Annotated in this window: 20 protein-coding genes and 1 riboswitch; of the genes, 10 read left to right on the top strand and 10 right to left on the bottom strand. The window is 54.0% G+C overall.

Annotation, left to right across the window (positions count from 1 at the left end; genetic code table 11):
- Window positions 1-100 precede the first annotated feature (100 nt).
- Window positions 101-2461, bottom strand: coding sequence for a DNA polymerase II (gene polB / locus ACQE32_RS15595; RefSeq protein WP_426982079.1), 2361 nt, complete (start codon window positions 2459-2461; stop codon window positions 101-103).
- 198 nt (window positions 2462-2659) lie between these two features.
- Here polB and ACQE32_RS15600 point away from each other — a divergent pair, with 198 nt between their 5' ends.
- The 3 genes from ACQE32_RS15600 (at window position 2660) to ACQE32_RS15610 (ending at window position 4917) form a co-directional block, all read left to right on the top strand.
- Window positions 2660-3499: a DUF3289 family protein gene (locus ACQE32_RS15600; RefSeq protein WP_427022061.1), complete on the top strand. Its 840-nt coding sequence runs from the start codon at window positions 2660-2662 to the stop codon at window positions 3497-3499.
- Complete coding sequence (locus ACQE32_RS15605; protein ID WP_427022062.1) at window positions 3496-3960, top strand: DUF943 family protein; 465 nt, start codon at window positions 3496-3498, stop codon at window positions 3958-3960. The genes ACQE32_RS15600 and ACQE32_RS15605 overlap by 4 nt, the downstream gene beginning before the upstream one ends.
- Before the next feature lie 192 nt (window positions 3961-4152).
- The gene (locus tag ACQE32_RS15610) at window positions 4153-4917 is read left to right on the top strand and encodes a DedA family protein (RefSeq protein ID WP_426974451.1); all 765 of its coding nucleotides are present in this window, start codon (window positions 4153-4155) and stop codon (window positions 4915-4917) included.
- Between the two features lie 89 nt (window positions 4918-5006).
- On the opposite strand, the gene thiQ is transcribed toward ACQE32_RS15610, so the two are convergent.
- The 4 genes from thiQ to sgrR all read right to left on the bottom strand — a co-directional run bounded on the left by thiQ (window position 5007) and on the right by sgrR (window position 10120).
- The gene (thiQ, locus tag ACQE32_RS15615; protein ID WP_426974452.1) at window positions 5007-5717 is read right to left on the bottom strand and encodes a thiamine ABC transporter ATP-binding protein ThiQ; all 711 of its coding nucleotides are present in this window, start codon (window positions 5715-5717) and stop codon (window positions 5007-5009) included.
- Window positions 5701-7311, bottom strand: coding sequence for a thiamine/thiamine pyrophosphate ABC transporter permease ThiP (gene thiP, locus ACQE32_RS15620; protein ID WP_427022099.1), 1611 nt, complete (start codon window positions 7309-7311; stop codon window positions 5701-5703). The genes thiQ and thiP overlap by 17 nt, the downstream gene beginning before the upstream one ends.
- Window positions 7287-8273, bottom strand: a complete 987-nt coding sequence (gene thiB / locus ACQE32_RS15625; RefSeq protein WP_427022063.1) for a thiamine ABC transporter substrate binding subunit — start codon at window positions 8271-8273, stop codon at window positions 7287-7289. The genes thiP and thiB overlap by 25 nt, the downstream gene beginning before the upstream one ends.
- Window positions 8274-8318: 45 nt before the next feature.
- Window positions 8319-8421, bottom strand: a riboswitch (TPP riboswitch).
- A gap of 37 nt (window positions 8422-8458) precedes the next feature.
- A complete protein-coding gene (gene sgrR / locus ACQE32_RS15630; RefSeq protein WP_427022064.1) occupies window positions 8459-10120 on the bottom strand; it encodes an HTH-type transcriptional regulator SgrR in 1662 nt (553 codons plus the stop codon).
- 329 nt (window positions 10121-10449) lie between these two features.
- On the opposite strand from sgrR, the gene ACQE32_RS15635 reads away from it, so the two are divergent.
- A complete protein-coding gene (locus ACQE32_RS15635) occupies window positions 10450-11628 on the top strand; it encodes an MFS transporter (protein WP_250651814.1) in 1179 nt (392 codons plus the stop codon).
- A gap of 55 nt (window positions 11629-11683) precedes the next feature.
- Here ACQE32_RS15635 and leuD read toward each other — a convergent pair whose 3' ends face one another.
- The 5 genes from leuD to leuL form a co-directional block, all read right to left on the bottom strand.
- Entirely contained in the window at window positions 11684-12289 is a 606-nt protein-coding gene (leuD, locus tag ACQE32_RS15640; RefSeq protein ID WP_426974456.1) for a 3-isopropylmalate dehydratase small subunit, read from the bottom strand.
- Window positions 12290-12299: 10 nt separating this feature from the next.
- Window positions 12300-13700 carry a 3-isopropylmalate dehydratase large subunit gene (leuC, locus tag ACQE32_RS15645; RefSeq protein ID WP_426982083.1) on the bottom strand — a complete coding sequence of 467 codons (1401 nt, stop codon included), beginning with the start codon at window positions 13698-13700 and terminating at the stop codon, window positions 12300-12302.
- Window positions 13701-13702: 2 nt separating this feature from the next.
- On the bottom strand, window positions 13703-14794 hold the full coding sequence (leuB, locus tag ACQE32_RS15650; protein ID WP_250651816.1) for a 3-isopropylmalate dehydrogenase: 1092 nt from the start codon (window positions 14792-14794) through the stop codon (window positions 13703-13705).
- A 2-nt stretch (window positions 14795-14796) separates the two neighbouring features.
- Window positions 14797-16362: a 2-isopropylmalate synthase gene (gene leuA, locus ACQE32_RS15655; protein WP_426974458.1), complete on the bottom strand. Its 1566-nt coding sequence runs from the start codon at window positions 16360-16362 to the stop codon at window positions 14797-14799.
- A 99-nt stretch (window positions 16363-16461) separates the two neighbouring features.
- Window positions 16462-16560: a leu operon leader peptide gene (gene leuL / locus ACQE32_RS15660; RefSeq protein WP_427022065.1), complete on the bottom strand. Its 99-nt coding sequence runs from the start codon at window positions 16558-16560 to the stop codon at window positions 16462-16464.
- Between the two features lie 737 nt (window positions 16561-17297).
- On the opposite strand from leuL, the gene ilvI reads away from it, so the two are divergent.
- The 6 genes from ilvI (at window position 17298) to ftsL (ending at window position 22971) form a co-directional block, all read left to right on the top strand.
- Window positions 17298-19022 (top strand): acetolactate synthase 3 large subunit, encoded by a 1725-nt coding sequence (gene ilvI / locus ACQE32_RS15665; RefSeq protein ID WP_427022066.1) that lies wholly within the window; start codon window positions 17298-17300, stop codon window positions 19020-19022.
- A 2-nt stretch (window positions 19023-19024) separates the two neighbouring features.
- On the top strand, window positions 19025-19516 hold the full coding sequence (gene ilvN / locus ACQE32_RS15670; protein WP_085068015.1) for an acetolactate synthase small subunit: 492 nt from the start codon (window positions 19025-19027) through the stop codon (window positions 19514-19516).
- Window positions 19517-19710: 194 nt separating this feature from the next.
- Window positions 19711-20715: a catabolite repressor/activator gene (gene cra / locus ACQE32_RS15675; protein ID WP_426974460.1), complete on the top strand. Its 1005-nt coding sequence runs from the start codon at window positions 19711-19713 to the stop codon at window positions 20713-20715.
- Between the two features lie 539 nt (window positions 20716-21254).
- Complete coding sequence (gene mraZ, locus ACQE32_RS15680) at window positions 21255-21713, top strand: division/cell wall cluster transcriptional repressor MraZ (protein WP_427022067.1); 459 nt, start codon at window positions 21255-21257, stop codon at window positions 21711-21713.
- 2 nt (window positions 21714-21715) lie between these two features.
- On the top strand, window positions 21716-22654 hold the full coding sequence (rsmH, locus tag ACQE32_RS15685; RefSeq protein ID WP_426974462.1) for a 16S rRNA (cytosine(1402)-N(4))-methyltransferase RsmH: 939 nt from the start codon (window positions 21716-21718) through the stop codon (window positions 22652-22654).
- On the top strand, window positions 22651-22971 hold the full coding sequence (ftsL, locus tag ACQE32_RS15690) for a cell division protein FtsL (protein WP_085068011.1): 321 nt from the start codon (window positions 22651-22653) through the stop codon (window positions 22969-22971). The genes rsmH and ftsL overlap by 4 nt, the downstream gene beginning before the upstream one ends.
- The last annotated feature ends 3 nt before the right edge of the window (window positions 22972-22974 follow it).

A 22974-nucleotide genomic window follows, 5' to 3' on the forward strand; every position in this document is an offset into this window, starting at 1 on the left:
TAGCGTTGCGGCCAGGCAATAGGGTGTCTGGCTGATGCTCAGGAGCGGTGAAGTTCAGGAAGGGCGCTATGGTACTGGAAGGTAATGGATTCGTCACCTGTCAAAAAAGCCCCAACTGCCCGGTAATCAGTGTAGCAAAGTCATCCTGCACAAAGGGTAATATCCCGTCAGCCACCGGTTGTAGCTGCTTAAATAAATAGTGATCGTAGTCCAGCGTTGACGTTCGCGCCTCCAGCGGCTCCGGGCCGGAAGTGGTGATCACGTAGCGGATAGAACCGCCTTTTTGATACTGCAGCGGACGGCCCAGCTTCTGATTATGCTCATCAGCCAGACGCGCGGCACGCACGTGCGGCGGCACATTGCGCTCATACTCATGCAAAGGGCGACGCAGCCGCTTTTTATAGACCAGCTGCGCATCCAGCTCGCCGTCCAGCAGCTGCTGTACCCTGGTGCGAATATAGTCCTGCCAGGGCTGGCCGCGAAAAATACGTCCGTACAGCTCCTGCTGGAACTGCTGCGCCAGCGGCGTCCAGTCGGTACGTACCGTTTCCAGCCCTTTAAATACCATCCGTTCCCGATCGCCTTCACGAATCAAACCGGCATAGCGTTTTTTACTGCCCTGTTCCGCGCCACGAATGGTTGGCATCAGAAAACGAACAAAGTGCGTCTCATATTCCAGCTCCAGCGCGCTCTCTAGCTGGTATTCCGCCTGTAGATGGACGCGCCACCACTGATTAACATGGTTCACCAGCTCCCGGCCAATGGCATCAGCGCTGGCGCTGTCGTGGGGCGATTTCAGCCAGACAAAAGTGGAATCGGTATCGCCATAAATCACCTCGAAACCCTGTGCTTCTATTAGCTGGCGCGTCTGCTGCATAATTTCATGCCCGCGCAGGGTAATGGAAGAGGCCAGACGCGGATCGAAAAAACGACAGGCGCTGGTGCCCAGTACGCCATAAAAGGCGTTCATAATAATTTTTAAGGCCTGCGATAAGGGCTTATTGCCCTGACGCTTCGCCTCTTCCCGCCCTTGCCAGATCTGATTAACCATCGCAGGCAAGCAGTGATTATGTCGGGAGAAGCGCGCGTGACGGAAGCCGGGCACCGAGGCGTCATCCTGCGGATGCGCCAGCCCTTCAATCAGTCCAACCGGATCGATCAAAAAAGTACGGATAATTGAGGGATAGAGGCTTTTATAATCCAGCACCAGCACTGAATCATACAGGCCGGGACGTGAATCCATGACATAGCCGCCGGGGCTGGCTTCCGGCGCAATCTCGCCGAGATTCGGTGCGACAAAGCCGGCTCGATGCATACGCGGAAAATAGAGCTGGCTGAAGGCGGCCACCGAGCCGCCGTGGCGATCCGCCGCCAGACCGTTGACGCTGGCGCGCTCCAGCAAAAAGGGCATCAGCTCGGTTTTCTCAAAAATGCGCGTGACCAGCTCGCAGTCTTTCAGGTTATAGCGCGCCAGCGCGGGTTTATCGTTGGCGAAACGCTGATTGATCTCTTCCATGCGCTGCCACGGATTGTTGATCGCTTTGCCTTCGCCCAGCAGCTGTTGCGCCACCGACTCCAGGCTAAAAGAGTCAAAATTCCAGAAAGCCGACTTTAATGCTTCGATGCCGTCGATAATCAGGCGGCCCGCCGCCTGGGCAAAAAACACGCCCGGCTTAAAGCCGTGCTCGCGCCACTCCAGCGGCTGCTGATTGCGGCCCAGACGCAGCGGAATGCCGTAGCGGTCAGCATGCTTTTGCAGCACGCGCAGATCAAACTGCACGACGTTCCAGCCAATCAACACATCAGGATCCTGCCTGGCGAACCAGGCGTTCAGCTTTTCCAGCAGCTGCGGGCGGCTGGCGACATAGTGCAGCTCGAAATCGAGCTGGCTGGCATCGCCGTTTTCCGGCCCTAACATCCAGACAATGCGCTGGCCGCAGCCTTCAACGCCAATACAGTAGAGTTCGCCGTGCTGGGTAGTTTCTATATCGAGCGAGGCCCACTTCAGCGGCGGACGGTAGTCGGGGTGCGGTTTAAGGCGGGCATTGATGAGATCGTTGCCTGCGGACTCTCCGCTAAACCAGACCGGTGCGGTAATAAAGCGCTCCATAAGGAAACGATCCGGCGGGCGCACGTCTGCTTCATAGAGTGGAATGTTGTTTTCACGCAGCAGCTTTTCCAGCCGCTGTAGCTGACGATACTGCGAGCAGTAGAGCCCCAGCACCGGGCGCTGACGAAAGTCTTTCAGCGCGAGCGGCGTAAGCCGCCAGTGGCGTTCATCGGCCAGCAACCGTTGCGCCTGCTGCTGATATTCGGCGGGCAAAAAGGCGACGGATTCCTGCGGCGGCAATACAACACGCTGCGGCCCCTGGTCAGTGGCCAGCCAAAGCACGATTTCGGTGCCGTTGGGCGTATCGCGCCAGTGGCGCGTCAGCAAAAAGCCTGCGCGGATGTTGCTCACCAGAAGCCCTCTTATCTGAAACAAAGGGCAGTATAACATGGTTATTTATCCAGTGCCTGAGGCGCGTTGAGTATGGACACGGAGCACCTAATTCGGGACAGGTCTTGCATCCTTTTTTGCGCTTTAAAGATATTTATAAGGCGCTAAATAATTTCCAAAAATAGCTGGTAATCGTACGTTCCGCAGGGAGCATAATGAATGGAAGCGTTAACTTTTCCTTATACTATTTTTACCACGCAACGGAAGATGAACGATACGGCCGCCGCGGATATGAAATATGGCGATTTAACCGCCTCTCAGTTACAAGATTTTTATCATCTGACGGATGTCTCAGAGAGAGTGAATCCTTATACGTGCATAAAATTATCACCTTTCAATCTGCCACAATCGAGGTTTTATAATATGCGTGGTGCCGATACTGAAATATGCAGCTACCGCGAATGTGCCAGGCTAATGTTTGATGAAATGCGTCGACTGGCTTTACCGTTTTCTTTTTATAGCCCTTATCGTCATCTAATTAATAAAATGATCCACCATATGGAGTATGGTAAAGGCGCGCCATTTAGTGATGAGGCGCTGGACAGAGCATTAAGGGAGCAGATATTAAAAGACTCTTCTGAGAAGAGCACACTAGAAGCGATAAAAGCCACGATAGACAGATATATAAATTATAAAAAAGGATTTTACCCTTGTTCGGCAAGCTCGTGGTTAACCACGACATTTGAAGACACGATTTTGCCTAAATTCAACAGAACGCAGGATAGCTTTAACGGTCTGGGTATTACTGTGCATGATATTTATGCCATGAAAATAAAAATTTTATCATTAGACATGGGCAGAGAGACATGGCGCGCCCGCGTTCATTATCAGGCTCAAGACCACTTTGGTCTTGATAAAACTGATATTATGAAACATAAATTTAGGCAGTTTAAGTTTTTTCGGATTTGGTTTGTTTTGCAGCGTTACCAGCGATTCGGCTATAAACCTTATTTTACTAATATGAGTGCGATTATAAATATATCCGGTGGGAAGTCATGAGGAAATTACTAACTGGTTTAGCTGCTTTACTTTTAACGGTTATGGTGACATCAGTAATAGCCTTTGCGTATTTCTCTTATCGATCGGTTAACGTCATCGCTACACACAGGAGCCCGCACTCCTGGCATATATTAGTTGATCACTTACCTTTAACCAGTAAACAAAAAATAAATTGGTGGCTAAAGAATGAAGATGAATTAATGAAAGCGAATGGTTTTTCCGCTAAGGCTTATCTACAGGATTATAATATTGCTATCTGGGCCTTCGGCGAGGGTTATAAAGCGCTGGAAAAATATGATCGTCTTTGTTTTGATGATATGCCACCGCCAAAAAACTGTATCGAAAAGGACCGGTTAATGTATATCACCTTAACCCGTGACGGTGAAGTCAGTTACTGGCTGAATAATACCCGCTATATACAAAAAGCGAATGGTGAGCTGATTGAAGTGGGATTTAACTAAATCAGGAAGGCGGAGCCGCCAGCCTGCCATCATTCCGACCAGCGTGCTTTTCTGTGGCAGGGCAGAGCGCTACGCCTCTGTGACAGCGGTAAAGTCGTTGTCAATTCATGTCAATATCCCCATACAAATCCCTACTTGACGCTATCTCATCCGCTCAGGACAATCCAGCCGAAGATGACTCAGAGGACGCTTATGGAAGCCTGGCTGGAACACCTAATTACCCAATCACTTGAATGGGCGCTATTTGCCGTAGCACTGGTAACGTTTCTGGAATCGCTGGCGCTGGTTGGCCTGCTGCTGCCTGGCACGGTCATGATGGCTAGCCTGGGCGCGTTAGTGGGCAGCGGCCAGTTGGGGCTTTATCCCGCCTGGGCAGCAGGGCTGGTGGGCTGCCTGCTGGCTGACTGGATCTCCTATGGTATTGGCTGGAAATTTCAGGGGCCACTGCATCGCTGGAGCTATCTGAAAAAGCACCAGAAAATGCTGGACAGAACCGAGCATGCGCTGCATCAGCACAGCATGTTTACCATTCTGGTAGGGCGCTTTGTTGGGCCAACGCGACCGCTTATTCCGATGGCTGCAGGGATGCTGGAGTTGCCGGCGCGTAAGTTTCTGCTGCCGAGCATCATTGGCAGTATCTTATGGCCGCCGCTTTATCTGTTGCCGGGCATCCTTGCCGGGGTAGCGATCGATGTGCCGAAGGATTCGCAGAGCGGCGGTTTTATCTGGCTGCTGCTGGCGGTGGCACTGCTGCTTTGGCTGGGGGCATGGCTATGCTGGCGCTGGTGGCGCGCCGACAAACAGCGTGACTGGGCGACGCGCTGGCTGCCTGTGGAGCGGCTGCGCTGGCTAGCGCCGCTGGGCTTTATACTTGGCGTGGGCAGCCTGACGGCAATCCAGTTCCACCCAATGATGCCGATTTTCCGCCAGCTACTATGGAAAGTGTTCGTAGGATAAGAATTACTTACCTCATCCACAACGCATGACGAAGCGGGCATGATAACCCGCTTCGTCTGCTGCTTCACACAGAAAGCGGTAGTGCTTATCTACTCTTTACGCGGGTAGTGAATGCCCAGCACTTCCGCCGCCTCAGTTTCTCCGCGCAGCAGGGAATGGGTTGCGCCATCCCAGTAAATCCGCCCGTCAACCACCAGTACGCTGCGTGCGGCAATCTGTGCGGCATCTTCCAGGCTGTGTGACACCATCAGCAGCGTAAGTTTGCGTTCGCGGCACACTTCATCCACCAGCGCCAGCATCTCCTTACGCAGCGCGGGATCGAGCGCGGAAAATGGCTCATCCAGCAGCAGCAGCGGTTTTTCCCGCACCAGACAGCGCGCCAGTGCGGCCCGCTGGCGCTGCCCGCCGGAAAGCGCGCCTGGCAGACGATCCAGACAGGCTTCCAGCCCTACCCGCCGTGCGATGTTCTCTATTTGCTGGTGCTGCGCCGCATTCAGTTTTAATCCCGGATGCAGCCCAAGCCCAATATTCTGCGCCACGGTCAGATGCGCGAATAAGTTGTTGTCCTGAAACAGCATCGATACGGGGCGCTGGGCAGGAGCGCTATGCGTATGATCCGCGCCGTTGAGTACAATAGTGCCACTGTGCGGCGACAGAAATCCGGCTACCAGACTGAGCAGGGTGCTTTTACCGGCGCCGCTGGGGCCCAGCACCGCGACGCGTTCGCCGGGCTGCAGCGACAGCGTAAAACGCATCGGCAAATGGTGATACATCCAGGTGAGATTAGTCAGCGTTAGCATGGCGTCCCGGTAGCTTTTCAATAAGAGTGAACAGAATAAAGCAGAGCAGCAGCAGCAGCAGCGCCGTTACCGCGCCATCGGCACTGCGATAGGCGCCAATCTGCTGATAAAGATAGAAGGGCAACGTACGGAAATCGGCATTGCCAAACAGCGCCACAACGCCAAAATCGCCAATGGAAAGCACGCAGGCAAAGGCCAGCGCCTGAGTCAGCGGCCGCTTCAGCGCCTTCAGCTCAATCATCCGCACCCGTTGCCAGCCCCGAATATCCAGGGACAAACAGAGACGCTGATAGCGTTCGGTAATGTCATACATAGGATTTTCCAGCACTTTCATCGCATAAGGGATCGCCATCAGCGCATTGGTAAAGATCACGATGCCGTCTGCCTGCTGCGGCAGCCCGACGCTGCTGTTAAGCAGCAAGAAAAAGCCGGTCGCCAGTACAATGCCCGGCATCGCGAGGATCAACATGCCGCTCATCTCCAGTGCCTGCCCGGCCAGCAGACGCTGACGCTGACGCAGCTCGCGGCTGCTCCACAGCAGCAGCATGGTTAACAGCACGGCAATCAGACCGGCGGCCAGTGCAATACGCAGCGAAGTCCAGGTTGCCTGCCAGAGAGCCGGCTGGTGCAGCAAACTGCTAAAGCCCTGACGCGCGCCGTCAACAATCACCGCCAGCAGCGGCGGCAGCAGTAACAGTAGCGCCAGCGTAATGCACAGCGTATCCCGCAGCCGCGAGCCCAGGCTGCGATGGGCCGCGCGCCAGCCGTTCAGAGAAACATCGCCGCCAGGCAGTGCCTTACTCAGGCGCTGGCTTAGCATCACCAACCCCAGACAGCAAACCATCTGCAACAGAGAGAGCAAGGCTGCCCGCGCAGGATCGTAGTCATAACTGAGCGCCTGAAAGATCGCCAGTTCGATGGTGGTCGCCTGCGGTCCGCCGCCCAGCGACAGCACGGTAGCGAAGCTGGCGAAACAGAGCATAAAAATCAGCGCCGCCGCCGGTAAAATCTGGCGGCGTAGCCAGGGCCACTCTACCAGGCGGAAGAAATTAAAGCCTTCGATCCCTAACTGAGCCGCCAGCTGACGCTGTTCGCCGGGAATATTTTCCAGCGCCTGCAACAGCAGACGCGTCGCCAGTGGCAGATTAAAGAACACATGCGCCAGCAAAATGCCCTGTAACCCATAGAGGGAGAAATCATACCTGACGCCGAACAGTGCACAGAGTTGCGCCAGCCAGCCTTCGCGTCCGTAAACGCTCAACAAACCGAACACTGCCACCAGGACCGGCAGCACCAGCGTCATCGCACATAGCCGCAGCAGCAGCTGGCGACCAGGGAAACGCCGCCGCCAGAGCGCCCGTGCCAGCGGAATCGCCGGAACCACTGACAAAAGTGCAGAAAGCAGCGCCTGCCAGAATGAAAACGCAACCACATGCCGCAGATAGCTATCCTGCAGCAGGCTGCGCCAGTCGCTCTCCGGCGCGTTAAACCACAGCGCGCCAAAAGCCAGCAGCGCCACGGTAACCAGCAGCGTGGCGGTTAGCAGGCCAGGCCAGAGCCAGCCGGGGATCAGCGGCTGACGGCGCGTTGCCATGTAGTAATCCATTCAGCGCGCTGCTGCGCAACCTGTTGAGGCGTAAACTCCAGCGCCGTTTTCGGCACCGTCAGCGTATTGAAACCGTCGGGCAGGGCGGTTTTGGTGACCGGATACATCCAGTTGCCGGTGGGGATCGCCTGCTGGAACGGTTCACTGATCATAAATTGCATGAACTGCTGCGCCAGTTGCGGATGGCTGCTGTTTTTCAGCTGCGCCGCAACTTCAACCTGCAGGTAATGCCCTTCAGCAAAATTCGCCGCCGCATAGTGATCCTTTTTCTCGGCGATCAGGTGATAAGCCGGAGAGGTGGTGTAGCTCAGCACCAGGTCGCCTTCGCCTTTCAAAAACAGACCGTAGGCTTCGCTCCAGCCTTTGGTGACGGTAACGGTTTTCTTCGCCAGCTTCTGCCACGCCTGCGGGGCATCGTCGCCGTACACTTTTTGCATCCACAGCAGCAGGCCGAGGCCCGGCGTGCTGGTACGCGGATCTTCATAGATCACCCGCCACGGTTGATCGCTCTCAACCAGCTCTTTCAGGCTTTGCGGCGGATTTTTCAGCTTGTTTTTATCGTATACAAAGGCGAAATAGCCGTAGTCATAGGGAATAAAGGTGCGGTTACGCCAGCCGTCCGGCAGCGTCAGGCTGGCGGTATTGACGTTGCTGGGCGTAAACAGGCCGGTCTGTTCCGCCGCCTGAATCAGGTTGTTATCCAGCCCAAGCACCACATCAGCCTTGCTGTTTTTACCTTCCATGCGCAGACGATTCAGCAGCGACACGCCATCTTCCAGTGCGACAAACTTCAGTTCGCAGCCGCATTGCGCTTCAAATGCTTTCTTCACCGCCGGACCAGGGCCCCATTCAGCAGCGAAAGAGTCATAGGTATAAACGGTTAACGTGGGGCTGGCAGCAAAAACTGGGGCAGACAGCAACAGCAGAACGGGCAAAAATTTTTTCAACACGTTGCGCTCCTTGAGGAGGAAAAATAACAGGGCGCATGATCTGAGGGGATACCGCATCTCAAATCCCTACGCCGGTATTAACCGGATCAGGTTCGACGGGTTTCTCTCAGTGGAAAGTTTGTTGTTTTCCACACCCCGTTGAGAACGGCTGTTAGTGTAGTGTTTTCGGTGGGTTAACGAAAGCATCAGGTTTCCGGCGGTGCAAACCATGCAGACTTAAAATCAAACCATCCCAGCGTATTCATCCGCACGCCGCGCATACTGCGTTCTCCTTCCAGCAGCAGCCAGTGATGAAACAACGGATGCAGGTGATGGTTATTCACCAGCGCCTGACACCATTCCGCCAGTGATAGTTCCTGCCGACGCCAGCGTCCGGCATCAGCCTGCCAGTCAATATCGATGCAGTGATGTAACAGCGGCAGCTCATACAGCAGAGCAAAAACGGAAAACTTCAGCGGCAGGGTAAAGTTAACGCTGCCCAGCCAGAGATCGCTTTTCGCCGTGCCGTGATACCAGCTGGCGTAATCGATCTCCTGCGTAATCAGGCGGACTCCCTGCGCCGCCAGCAATGGCTCCAGCAGCCTGGCAATGCCCTGATGTTCAATATGATCGCTATACCAGGTCAGCGTCAGTTCAGTCAGCCCTTCCGGTTTGGCGAGGGTATGCTGTGGCGGGCGATGATGCCAGCGCGGCAGCAATCCCCAGGCGGGAAACCAGTAGCGCTGATAGCCGGCGCTTGCGTTGTTCAGCAGCGTTATGGTGTTTAGTAGGGTGCTGACCCAACGGCGTATCTGTGGATCGCGTCCTTTTTCCGAACGCTGATCGAACAGTAAAAAGTAGCAGCCTTCTTCAAGCCGGCTCTCTTCCGATTTCTCATCCTTTCCGCCGCCCTGCAGTTTAACGCCTGCGTAAACCAGCTCTTCACTGATTTCAGGCAGTACCCAGATGTTGACCTCATCAATCAGGGCGCGATAGCCGAAATAGTCATCAAACGCCTGTATTTTAAGCTGCGAGTGCTGGTTCTGAACTACCGAATAGGGACCGGTGCCGATTGGCTGGCGGCTATAGTTGGGCAGCTCTGGCCACTCTTTGGGCAGAATCATTGCGCTGGCGCTGCCTAACAGCCACGGCAGCCAGCGATCGGGCTGACTAAGGTGAATATCCAGCGTCCAGGCCGTAGGCGATTCAATCGCGCTCAAGTGGGAGAAAAGCGGCTGCGACGTCAGACGCTGCAGGCTAAGGATCACATCCGTCATATCCAGCTCGCGGCCATGGTGAAACTGAATAGCGGGACGCAAATAAAAACGCCAGTGCTGTGGTGACAGGCACTGCCAGTGGTGGGCAATATCCGGTTCCAGTTCCCCGTTTTCCTCATTTATGCGCAGCAGACTGCTGAAAATCTGCCGCGCCAGATGGGTTTCCGAACGACGCAGCGGCGAGCCGGGCAGCAGGTTAAGCAGCGGACGATAATAGGGAATGCGCAGAATATGTTTGCCCTGACGAAAGCTGCGCCCCAGGCGCGAGGTGATCATTTGTCGCGCCTGGTTTTTATCGCCAACCAACTGCACCAGCTGTTCAATGCGATCCTGCTCCAGCAGCGCTTCGGCGCGTTGCTGTCGAAGCGCCAGCCCGGTGGCGTAAAAATGCAGCTGTGAACGTTTGCCGCGTCCCGCCTCTGGCTCCCAGCGCAGCCAGCCTTCAGCCTGCATCGCATTTAACAGGTTACGCATATGGCGACGCGAGCAGTGCATCTGTTGCGCCAGCATTTGCAGCGTGGTTTCCTGCGTCTGGCCGTTACAGCTCTGCCACAGACGAATAAAATGATGTTGCAGGCGTGATGAAGGCATAAAAGGGGAACTCTGTTAAAAGATTGGGTAGTTTTTCCATTTCCTTATTATGGCGATAATAACGGCAGATAAAAGTGCGGGAGGCAGCCTTATTGGCTGGCGTACTTTTATCCTGGCGGGGCCTGTTCGATATTGTGGAACTCTCGCCCCGCTATAACATCTGAGTAGAGTGCAATTACACCGCCAGCAGGCATTGACGCTGCTGGCTTTTTTCGTTTTCCTGTGCTTTCTTCTACAACGATAACCGTAGCCATGCAGCTTGTGTGCCTGCCTGCGGCGTCTGTTTTGCGGGTGCTTACCATTCTTTTTTTCCAGGTACAGGAAACGTTATGAAATTTCTGCTGACGCGCCGCCGCCGTCTGAATCCGGTTTATCTCGCTTTTATGGCCGTCTCTTTTATGGTGGGTATCGCTGGCGCTCTGCAGGCGCCAACGCTGAGCCTGTTCCTGTCGCATGAAGTCGGCGTGCGGCCTTTTTGGGTAGGCCTGTTTTATACCGTTAACGCGGTAGCCGGGATTGTGGTCAGTTTACTGCTGGCGAAGCGCTCGGATAATCGGGGCGATCGCCGTAAGCTGATCCTGTTCTGTTGCTCGATGGCATTGGTGAATGCCCTGCTGTTTGCCTTTAACCGTCATTACCTGACGCTGATTACTCTTGGCGTGCTGCTCTCTTCGCTGGCCAGCGTTTCCATGCCGCAAATCTTTGCGCTGGCACGGGAATATGCCGACCGTTCGGCGCGTGAAGTGGTGATGTTTAGTTCGGTCATGCGCGCCCAGCTTTCGCTGGCATGGGTGATTGGGCCGCCGCTCTCTTTTGCGCTGGCGCTGAATTACGGCTTTACCACGATGTTTGTGGTGGCAGCGATCCTGTTTCTGATTTGTCTGGCGCTGGTTGGTTTTGCGCTGCCGTCGGTGCCGCGCGTAGAGCAGTCCCCGGAGGTGCTGCTGACGCAGATCAGCGCCTGGCGCAATAAAGATGTGCGGCTGCTGTTTGTGGCATCCATGATGATGTGGACCTGCAACACCATGTATATCATTGATATGCCACTCTATATTAGTACGGTGCTGGGGCTTCCCGAGCGGCTGGCTGGGCTGCTGATGGGCACCGCCGCCGGGCTGGAGATCCCGATTATGCTGTTAGCCGGACATTACGTAAAACGCACCGGCAAGCGGCGTATTATGTTGATCGCCATCGCTTCCGGCGTGCTGTTTTATCTGGGGCTGGTGCTGTTTCAGTCGCGCACTGCGCTGATGTTTTTGCAGGTTTTTAACGCGCTGTTTATCGGCATTATCGCCGGAATCGGAATGTTGTGGTTTCAGGATTTAATGCCAGGGCGACCAGGCGCAGCAACCACCTTATTCACTAACAGTATCTCAACCGGCACCATTCTCGCCGGTCTCTTACAGGGAACGCTGGCGGAGTCGTTTGGACACTATACGGTTTACTGGCTGGCACTGGGGCTGGCGCTAGGGTCTTTTGCGCTGGCGACGCGGGTACGCAACGCATAGGGCTGGATAGAAAAGCAGGCCTTCCGACGCCAACCGCCGGAAGGCCTGTTACTGATTAACGCAGAAAAGCGGGCTGTTTCTGTTCGTAATCGGCGATAGCCGCATCATGCTGCAGCGTCAGGCCAATACTGTCGAGACCGTTAATCATGCAGTGGCGACGAAAACTGTCGATTTCAAAAGCGTAAGTTTTATCGCCGGCATTAACCGTCTGGCTGGTTAAATCCACCGTAAACTCAATGCCTGGCTGGGCCGCGACCAAACGGAACAGCTCATCCACTTCTTCTTCACTTAACCGTACCGGCAGCAGCTGATTATTAAAGCTGTTGCCATAAAAAATATCGGCGAAGCTGGGCGCGATCACCACCTGAAAACCAAAATCAGTTAATGCCCAGGGCGCATGTTCGCGCGATGAGCCACAGCCAAAGTTTTCCCGTGCCAGTAAGATGCTGGCACCGTGAAACTGCGGCTTATTCAGCACGAAGCTGGGGTTCGGCTGCGTACCCGCATCATCTTCAAAACGCCAGTCGTGAAACAGGTGCTGACCAAAGCCGGTACGGGTCACCTTTTGCAAAAACTGTTTGGGAATAATCGCATCGGTATCAACGTTAGCCGCGTCCAGCGGGGCGACAATACCGGTATGTTGAGTAAATTTTTTCGCCACGATCGATTCCTCAGTTCAGTTCACGAATATCAGCAAAACGGCCAGCGATGGCGGCAGCGGCAGCCATTGCCGGGCTAACCAGATGCGTGCGTCCACCACGGCCCTGACGGCCTTCAAAGTTACGGTTGCTGGTGGAGGCGCAGCGCTCGCCGGGATTCAGGCGATCGTTGTTCATCGCCAGGCACATAGAGCACCCGGGCAGACGCCATTCAAAACCCGCCTCAAGAAAGATTTTATCCAGTCCTTCTGCTTCCGCCTGCGCTTTTACCGGGCCTGAGCCTGGCACCACCATAGCAACCACGCCCGGTGCAACTTTACGCCCCCTGGCAATCTCTGCGGCGGCGCGTAAATCTTCAATGCGTGAATTGGTGCAGGAGCCAATAAAGACTTTATCGATATTCACGTCGGTCAGCTTTATGCCAGGCTGCAGGTTCATATAGGCCAGCGCTTTTTCCGCCGAAGCGCGCTCTACCGGATCGGTGAAAGAAGCGGGGTCAGGGATCTGCTGATTAACCGCGATCACCTGACCGGGGTTGGTGCCCCAGGTAACCTGCGGCGCTATTTCAGCGGCGTCCAGCGTCACCACGGCATCGAAATGCGCGTCGCTGTCTGATTTCAGGGTACGCCAGTAATTAACGGCCTGCTCCCACTGTTCGCCCTGCGGTGCGAACTGACGGCCTTTCAGATAGTTAAACGTGGTGTCATCGGGCGCAACCAGGCCCGCTTTCGCGCCCATCTCAATCGCCATATTGCATAAGGTCATGCGGCCTTCCATGCTCAGCGCTTCGATCGCCGGACCGCAAAACTCCACAACGTGACCGGTACCGCCCGCGCTGCCGGTTTTGCCGATAATCGCCAGCACAATATCTTTCGCCGTGATGCCTGGCGCGGCCTGGCCGGTGACTTCAATTTTCATGGTTTTGGCACGGCCCTGCTTCAGTGTCTGTGTCGCCAGCACATGCTCTACTTCTGAAGTGCCGATGCCAAAGGCCAGCGAGCCGAAAGCGCCGTGCGTCGCCGTATGGGAATCGCCGCAGACGATGGTCATGCCCGGCAGCGTCATCCCCTGTTCCGGGCCGATAACATGCACAATGCCCTGATAAGGATGGTTCAGGTCATACAGCTGCACGCCGAACTCAGCGCAGTTTTTCATCAGCTCCTGCATCTGAATACGCGCCATCTCGCCGGAGGCGTTGATGTCTTTGGTTTGCGTCGAGACGTTATGATCCATGGTCGCAAAGGTTTTTGACGGCTGGCGGACTTTGCGGCCATGAGCGCGCAGCCCGTCGAAGGCCTGCGGTGAGGTTACCTCATGCACCAGGTGACGATCGATATACAGCAGCGGCGTCTCGTTGGGCGCTTCATGCACGACATGGGCATCAAACAGCTTCTGGTATAATGTTTTGCTCATTTTTATACTTCCTCGGCGATAAAGCGGGCAATCATCGAGCCCATTTCGTCGGTGCTTACAGAGGGACCGTTACCGGCCAAATCGCTGGTGCGATAACCTTCTTCCAGCGCGCGGTTAATGGCGCTTTCAATGGCGTTAGCTGCCTCATCCGCATCCAGGCTATAGCGCAGCAGCAGCGCCAGCGACAGGATTTGCGCAATTGGGTTAGCAATGTTTTTACCGGCGATATCCGGAGCGGAGCCACCAGCTGGTTCGTAGAGACCAAACCCCTGCTCGTTCAGACTGGCAGAGGGCAGCATACCCATCGAGCCGGTAATCATTGCGCACTCGTCAGACAAAATATCGCCAAACAGGTTAGAGCAGAGCAGCACATCAAACTGCGACGGATCTTTAATTAACTGCATGGTGGCGTTATCGATATACATATGGCTCAGCTGTACATCCGGGTAATCTTTCGCCACTTCGCTGACGATCTCACGCCACATAACCGAGGTTTGCAGTACGTTTGCTTTATCAATGGAGGTCACTTTGCTGCGGCGTTTGCGCGCCGACTCAAAGGCGATACGGGCGATGCGTTCGATTTCAAAGCGGTGATACACTTCAGTATCAAAGGCTTTCTCATGCATACCGCTGCCTTCACGGCCTTTTGGCTGACCGAAATAGATGCCGCCGGTCAGTTCACGAACGCAGAGAATATCGAAGCCACGCGCGGCTATATCGCTGCGCAACGGGCAGAAAGCTTCCAGACCTTTATATAAGCTGGCGGGACGCAAGTTGCTGAACAGCTTGAAATGTTTACGCAGGGGCAGCAGCGCGCCGCGCTCCGGCTGTTGGGCTGGCGGCAGATGCTCCCACTTTGGCCCGCCGACCGAACCAAACAGAATTGCGTCCGCCTGTTCACAACCGGTCACCGTGGCGGCAGGCAGCGGTTCACCGTGACGATCGATGGCAATGCCCCCTACGTCATATTCACTGGTGGTAATGCGCATGCCAAAACGCTGACGAATCGCCTCCAGTACTTTGATCGCCTGAGCCATGACTTCAGGACCAATACCGTCGCCCGGTAATACTGCGATATGATGAGTTTGCGTCATGGTTATACCGTTTCCTTCTGTTCTTTAATCGATTTACGCTGCAGTTCCTGCTCTACCTGTTTGGCGCGCCAGATAGTATTTAATGCGTTAACCATCGCTTTAACGGAGGATTCAACAATATCGGTCGCCAGGCCCACGCCGTGGAATTTCCGCCCGTTGTAGTCAACCACGATATCAACCTGGCCCAGCGCATTCTCGCCGTGGCCTTTTGCGGTGAGCTGATATTTCACCAGTTCAGTATCAAAGGTGGTGATACGGTTAATCGCCTGGTAAACGGCATCTACCGGGCCGTTGCCGGTGGCGGCCTCTGACTGAATCTCATCGCCGCAGATCATATGCACCGAGGCGGTGGCAGTGATGGAGGAGCCTGACTGGACGTTGAAATCCTTCAGCTGGAAATATTCCGGCTCTTCGTTTCGTTTGTTAATAAAGGCCAGCGCTTCCAGGTCATAGTCAAATACCTGACCTTTTTTATCCGCCAGTTTCAGGAAGGCGTCATACAGCGAATCGAGGTTATAATCGCTTTCCTGATAACCCATCTCTTCCATGCGGTGTTTTACCGCCGCGCGGCCGGAGCGTGATGTCAGGTTCAGCTGAACCTGATTCAGACCAATCGACTCCGGCGTCATGATTTCGTAGTTTTCACGATTTTTCAGCACGCCATCCTGATGGATACCAGAGGAGTGGGCGAAAGCATTGGAACCAATCACTGCTTTATTCGCCGGGATCGGCATATTACAGATCTGGCTAACGGTCTGGCTGGTGCGCCAGATTTCGTGGTGATGAATATTGGTGTGAACGTCCATCATGGCGGCGCGGGTCTTTATTGCCATAATCACTTCTTCCAGCGCGCAGTTACCGGCGCGTTCACCCAATCCATTCAGCGTCCCCTCAACCTGGCGCGCGCCAGCCATGACTGCCGCGATGGAGTTGCCAACCGCCATGCCTAAATCGTCATGGGTATGCACTGATAAAATCGCTTTATCGATGTTGGGCACCCGCTCACGCAGCGAAGCGATAATATGCGCGTATTCGTGCGGCAGGGTATAGCCAACGGTATCCGGGATATTGATGGTAGTGGCACCAGCATCAATTGCTGCTTCCACGACGCGACACAGATCATCAATCGGCGTACGACCGCCATCTTCACAGGAGAATTCAACGTCGCTGGTGTAGTTACGCGCACGCTTTACCATATAGACCGCACGCTCAATCACCTCTGGCAAGGTACTGCGTAACTTGGTGGCGATATGCATCGGCGAAGTGGCGATAAAGGTGTGAATACGGAAAGCCTCCGCCACGCGCAGCGCTTCATAAGCAGCATCGATATCTTTCTCCACGCAGCGTGCCAGCCCACAGACGCGGCTGTTTTTAATGGTGCGGGCGATGGTCTGCACGGACTCAAAGTCACCAGGAGAGGAAACCGGAAAGCCGACTTCCATGACGTCAACGCCCATACGCTCCAGCGCCAGTGCAATCTGCAGTTTTTCTTTAACACTCAGACTGGCCTGCAAAGCCTGCTCGCCGTCGCGCAGAGTGGTATCGAAAATAATGACTTGTTGGCTCATCGTATTTTTCCTTTCAGTTGGCTTTTACCGGTTCGCCTGTGTCACGAGCATAAAAAAACCCGCGCATTGGCGCGGGTTTTTTCGTTTTGTTAGCCTGAATCAGTGACTGATTCCGCCCACACGACTACCGCGCAAGTGATATGCGTTTAGTAGTAGTCCGAGTAGGCGGAATGAACGAATCATTGAATCAGGCCCCATTAATTTCTGTGCTGTTTTTATTGGTACTTGATCGCGTGAGTGATGTCAACCCTGAGGGGAGCCGTAAATTGCATAAAAAGGGTTGATGGAAAAGAGATAAATATCACAGCAGATGTTATCAACAGAATATATGATATTTGTTGATTTTTACTTTTACTTAATTCTTTTAAATCAAAAGGTTAAATATGTTGGGTATGTAAAGGGTATTGATTGATAAGGCGTTGTTAAGGCCAAGGCAGAATTTTTTATCCCGAAACGTCGGCACATTTGCCGGACAAAATAGCAAATCTATTGGGTATGGCAGAATATCTTACCAGCGATAATTTCCCGTTTTTTCTTTTACGGCTTCGGTTACGCTAAAAAAACTGATAATGATAAGTTTTTGCTATGAATAAACCGATACACAGCATAATGCGCTGATATTAAGCGGCAGCTTCAGCGTTTTTTCTGTCAATCGGTCTGGTTAACAGCGAAATTAAGAAAACCACTGCGAACCTGTCGACAAGTTTAGGGTTTACCCAACAAGATTTCTGCGGTTATGTTAATTGTCCAAAGCCAAGATAAAAATCTGCAAGGGCTTTATTCCCCCTGTACCTGCCCCTGAAAATGCATTTCAGGGTTTGAGCATTAACACACTGTTTAACTCTGCGTAGAGCCATCGCCAGGCGCTGGTGCATTGCGCGACGATGGTGGGTAACGGCCTGAGTAGAAAGCAAACTGAAAGCCGGGAGGCAAAAATGGAGATGTTATCAGGAGCTGAGATGGTGGTCCGATCGTTAATCGATCAGGGCGTAAAGCATGTTTTTGGTTACCCCGGCGGGGCAGTGCTGGATATTTATGACGCGCTACAAACCGTAGGCGGCATTGACCATGTACTGGTGCGTCATGAGCAGGGCGCAGTGCATATGGCCGACGGTTATGCGCGCGCAACGGGGGACGTCGGCGTGGTGCTGGTCACCTCAGGCCCCGGCGCAACCAACGCCATCACCGGCATCGCCACTGCCTATATGGATTCTATTCCAATGGTGGTGCTGTCCGGCCAGGTTCCTTCTTCGCTTATCGGCTACGATGCGTTTCAGGAGTGCGATATGGTGGGTATTTCACGCCCTATCGTAAAGCACAGCTTTCTGGTGAAACAGACCGAAGAGATCCCGACCATCATCAAAAAAGCGTTCTGGCTGGCGGCCAGCGGCCGTCCTGGCCCGGTGGTGATCGATCTGCCGAAAGATATTCTTAACCCTGCCAATAAGCTGCCGTATGTCTGGCCGGAAAGCGTCAGCATGCGTTCCTATAACCCGACCACTCAGGGGCACAAAGGGCAGATCAAACGCGCGGTTCAGGCATTGCTGGGGGCGAAAAGGCCGGTAATGTACGTGGGCGGCGGTGCCATTCTTTCCGGCTGTCATGAAGAGCTGCAAGCCCTGGGGGAAAAACTCAATCTGCCGGTTACGAATTCATTAATGGGGCTGGGCGCATTTCCGGGCACGCATCGTCAAAATCTGGGAATGCTGGGAATGCACGGCACCTATGAAGCCAATATGACGATGCACAACGCCGACCTTATTTTTGCCGTTGGCGTACGTTTCGACGATCGCACCACCAATAATCTGGCGAAATATTGTCCGGACGCTACCGTGCTGCATATCGATGTCGATCCGACGACGATTTCAAAAACCGTTGCGGCGGATATTCCGGTGGTCGGCGATGCGCGGCAGGTGCTGCAACAGATGCTGGAGCTGCTGCCGGAAGGGGATACGCGTCAGGATTTCGATAGCCTGCGCGACTGGTGGCAGAGCATCGAAGGCTGGCGCGCGCGTAAATGTCTGGAGTTCGATCGCAACAGTGACAAGATCAAGCCGCAGGCGGCGATCGAGACACTGTGGCGTCTGACCAAAGGCGAGGCGTATGTCACCTCTGATGTTGGCCAGCATCAAATGTTCGCTGCGCTCTACTATCCTTTTGAGCGGCCGCGCCGCTGGATTAACTCTGGCGGCCTCGGCACCATGGGCTTCGGCCTGCCTGCGGCGATTGGGGTTAAGCTGGCGCTGCCGCAGGAAACGGTGGTTTGCGTTACCGGTGACGGTAGTATCCAGATGAATATTCAGGAGCTTTCCACTGCGCTGCAGTACAACCTGCCGGTTCTGGTGCTGAACCTGAACAACCGCTATCTGGGCATGGTTAAGCAGTGGCAGGATATGATCTACTCTGGTCGCCACTCCCATTCTTATATGGAATCGCTGCCGGATTTCGTGCGGCTGGCGGAAGCCTACGGTCATGTGGGTATCTCTATTTCTCATCCAGCTGAACTGGAAGAAAAACTGGCGGTGGCGCTGGAAACGGTCGCGCAGGGGCGTCTGGTATTCGTGGATGTTAACGTGGACGGCAGCGAGCATGTTTATCCAATGCAGATCCGCGGTGGCAGTATGGACGAAATGTGGTTAAGCAAAACGGAGAGGACTTAATTATGCGTCGTATTTTATCGGTTCTGCTGGAAAACGAATCTGGCGCATTGTCCCGCGTGGTCGGTCTGTTTTCACAGCGCGGCTACAATATTGAAAGTCTGACGGTCGCGCCGACTGACGATCCTACGTTGTCACGCATGACGATTCAGACCGTTGGCGATGAAAAGGCGCTGGAGCAGATTGAAAAGCAACTGCACAAGCTGGTGGACGTGCTGCGCGTTACCGAGCTGGGGCAGGGGGCGCATATTGAGCGGGAAATTATGCTGGTGAAAATTCAGGCCAGCGGCTATGGGCGTGAAGAGGTAAAGCGAAGCGCGGAGATCTTCCGTGGGCAGATCGTTGACGTGACGCCAACGCTTTACACGGTTCAGCTGGCCGGCACCAGCGATAAGCTGGATGCGTTTCTTAGTACGTTGCGGGACGTAGCGGAAATTGTCGAAGTTGCGCGCTCCGGCGTGGTAGGCGTTTCACGCGGCGATCGTATTATGCGTTAATCATCCTTGGTGATAATCCATTCTGTTGCTAACCCGGCGTTCTGCCGGGTTTTTTTATTTTCTGATATGCCTCATTTTTGCCATTAAAAGCGGTTGCCCGCTGGCGCTTTCTGCGGTTAGATGTAAAAAAAGCTTACCTTTAGCTATGCTGCGGCTATTGGCCTGCGCCATGGCATTACCGATGTGGAGTGATTGTGAAACTGGATGAAATAGCGCGTCTTGCCGGCGTGTCGCGTACTACCGCCAGCTATGTCATCAATGGCAAGGCCCGGCAGTATCGTGTCAGCGATAAAACCGTGGAGAAAGTGATGGCGGTCGTGCGCGAGCATAATTACCATCCAAACGCGGTAGCTGCCGGGCTGCGAGCGGGCAGAACGCGCTCAATCGGGCTGGTTATTCCCGATCTGGAGAATACCAGCTATACGCGCATTGCCAACTATCTGGAACGTCAGGCGCGTCAGCGCGGTTATCAGCTGCTTATCGCCTGTTCAGAAGACCAGCCGGATAACGAAATGCGCTGCATTGAACATCTGTTACAGCGTCAGGTCGACGCCATCATTGTTTCCACCTCTCTGCCACCGGAGCATCCTTTCTACCAGCGCTGGGCGAATAATTCGCTGCCGATTATTGCGCTGGACCGTGCGCTGGATCGTGAACACTTTACCAGCGTGGTTGGTGCCGATCAGGAAGATGCGCAGGCGCTGGCAGCTGAATTGCGTCAGCTGCCGGTAAAAAACGTGCTTTATCTTGGCGCGCTACCTGAACTTTCAGTGAGTTTTCTGCGTGAAATGGGGTTCCGCGAGGCCTGGCGTGATGATAAGCGTCCTATTGATTTCATCTATGCCAACAGTTTTGAGCGGGCAGCGGCTGCGACGCTGTTTGAAAATTATCTGGAAGATCATCCAATGCCTGAGGCGCTTTTTACCACCTCGTTTGGTCTGTTGCAGGGCGTAATGGATGTCACGCTGCAGCGAGAAGGGCGCCTGCCAACCGATCTGGCTATCGCCACCTTTGGCGATCATGAACTGCTCGATTTCCTTGAGTGCCCGGTATTAGCGGTGGCGCAGCGTCACCGCGATGTTGCGGAGCGGGTACTGGAATTAGTATTGGCAAGTCTGGATGAACCGCGCAGGCCAAAACCAGGTTTAACCCGGATTAGGCGCAATCTGGTTCGACGCGGAAAATTAAGCCGCGCGTAACATGAATAGTTAATTGTAAGGCAGCGCTGCTGCCTTTTTTACATATTTAAATATTTTTGCTTTTAAAATCGCCACTAATAAAAAACAGGCTTATTTTAAAGCGCTCTGAAGCCATATTAAGTAAATTAAAGTAAAGCGGCTGGGGGCTTTTTTCTCTTACCACTTCACTTATTCTCTTTTCCTTCAGCAGGCCAACCGCCGCGCCAGACGTCAGGTGGGTCATGCAAGCTTTATCAGAATGTCCCTAAAATGTCGCCTGTGTCGCAAAGCGTCCCCCTGCCTGACAGGCAATAAACATTGTATTCTTTTTGCCCATTTTTATTTTATCTCTGATTTTTTTACCACTATTCATTAGTTTATTTTTTCAGATGTTAGCGAAGTCAGTTCATTCTTAACTTTTGCTCCTTTTATTCCTTAAGAAATAATTTCGCTTCGCCCATTGCGTGGCTTGACAATGATTTCCTCCGCTCCGTAAACTCCTTTCGTGGGAAATTGTGGGATAAAGTGGCAAAAAAGGGTAACTGAGGGCATTTGCTGACATGTTTCGTGGCGCCACCTTAGTCAACCTCGATAGCAAAGGGCGGCTGGCTGTGCCTACGCGGTATCGCGAAATGCTGATTGAGGAGTCGGAAGGCCAAATGGTGTGCACCATTGACCTCCATCAGCCTTGCCTGCTGCTTTATACCTTACCCCAATGGGAAATTATTGAACAAAAACTCTCTCGCTTATCCAGCATGAACCCTGCAGAGCGTCGTGTGCAGCGGTTGCTGTTAGGACATGCAAGCGAATGTCAGATGGATAGCGCGGGGCGCTTGTTGCTGGCCGGTACGCTGCGCCAGCACGCCAGTCTGACAAAAGAAGTGATGCTGGTTGGACAGTTTAATAAGTTTGAACTGTGGGATGAACAGACCTGGTATCAACAAGTCAGGGAAGATATTGACGCTGAGCAAACCGCTCAGGAGCCGCTTTCAGAGCGGTTGCAGGATTTGTCGTTATAACTATGGATAATTTTATACATACCACGGTGCTGTTGGATGAAGCTGTCAACGCGCTCAATATTAAAGAAGATGGCATCTACATCGATGGTACCTTCGGTCGGGGCGGACACTCACGTCTGATCCTTTCTCAGTTGGGAGAGCAGGGCAAACTGTTTGCCATCGATCGCGATCCGCAGGCCATTGCCGCGGCCGCAGAGATTGACGATCCGCGCTTTACCATTATTCACGGTCCGTTTTCCGCGCTGGCGGATTACGTTGAAGCGCGTGATTTAACCGGCAAAATCAACGGTATTTTACTGGATTTAGGGGTTTCTTCGCCGCAGTTGGATGATGCCGAACGCGGCTTTTCTTTTATGCGCGATGGGCCGCTGGATATGCGCATGGATCCAACGCGCGGGCTTTCGGCCGCCGAGTGGCTGCAGCAGGCGGAAGAGAACGATATCGCTTTTGTGCTGAAAACCTATGGCGAAGAGCGTTTTGCTAAACGTATTGCACGCGCCATTGTGGAGCGTAACCGCCTGCAGCCCATGACTCGTACCAAAGAGCTGGCGGAGGTGATTGCCGCCGCAACGCCGATCAAGGACAAATTCAAGCATCCGGCCACACGGAGCTTTCAGGCTATTCGCATCTGGGTTAACAGCGAGCTGGAAGAGATTGAGCAGGCATTAAAAGGCGCGCTGGTTGCGCTGGCGCCGGGCGGACGTCTCTCAATTATCAGCTTCCATTCACTGGAAGATCGTCTGGTAAAACGCTTTATGCGTGAGCAGAGCCGTGGACCGCAGGTGCCAGCAGGGCTGCCAATGACGGAAGCGCAGTTGCAAAAGCTGGGTGGTCGCCAGTTAAAAGCGCTGGGGAAAATGATGCCCGGTGAAGCGGAAGTGGCTGAAAACCCCCGTGCGCGTAGCTCGGTGCTGCGTATTGCGGAGCGCACCGCATCATGATCGGCAATGAACGTCATAGCCTGCCCGGCGTTATCGGCGGCGATCTGCTGCGGCACGCTAAGATTCCGCTGCTGCTGCTGGTTGCTGTGCTGATTTCAGCGGTGCTGGTGGTTACAACCGCGCATAAAACGCGTTTGCTGACCGCTCAGCGTGAACAGCTGGTTCTGGAACGCGACGCGCTGGATATTGAGTGGCGTAACCTGATTCTGGAAGAGAACGCGCTGGGCGATCATAGCCGCGTTGAGCGCACGGCGACGGAAAAATTGCAGATGCAGCATGTCGACCCGGCACAGGAAAATATTGTGGTACAGCAATAAGGA

Origin of the sequence: Pantoea sp. FN0302 (assembly GCF_050113775.1) — a bacterium.
GTDB lineage: Bacteria > Pseudomonadota > Gammaproteobacteria > Enterobacterales > Enterobacteriaceae > Mixta > Mixta alhagi.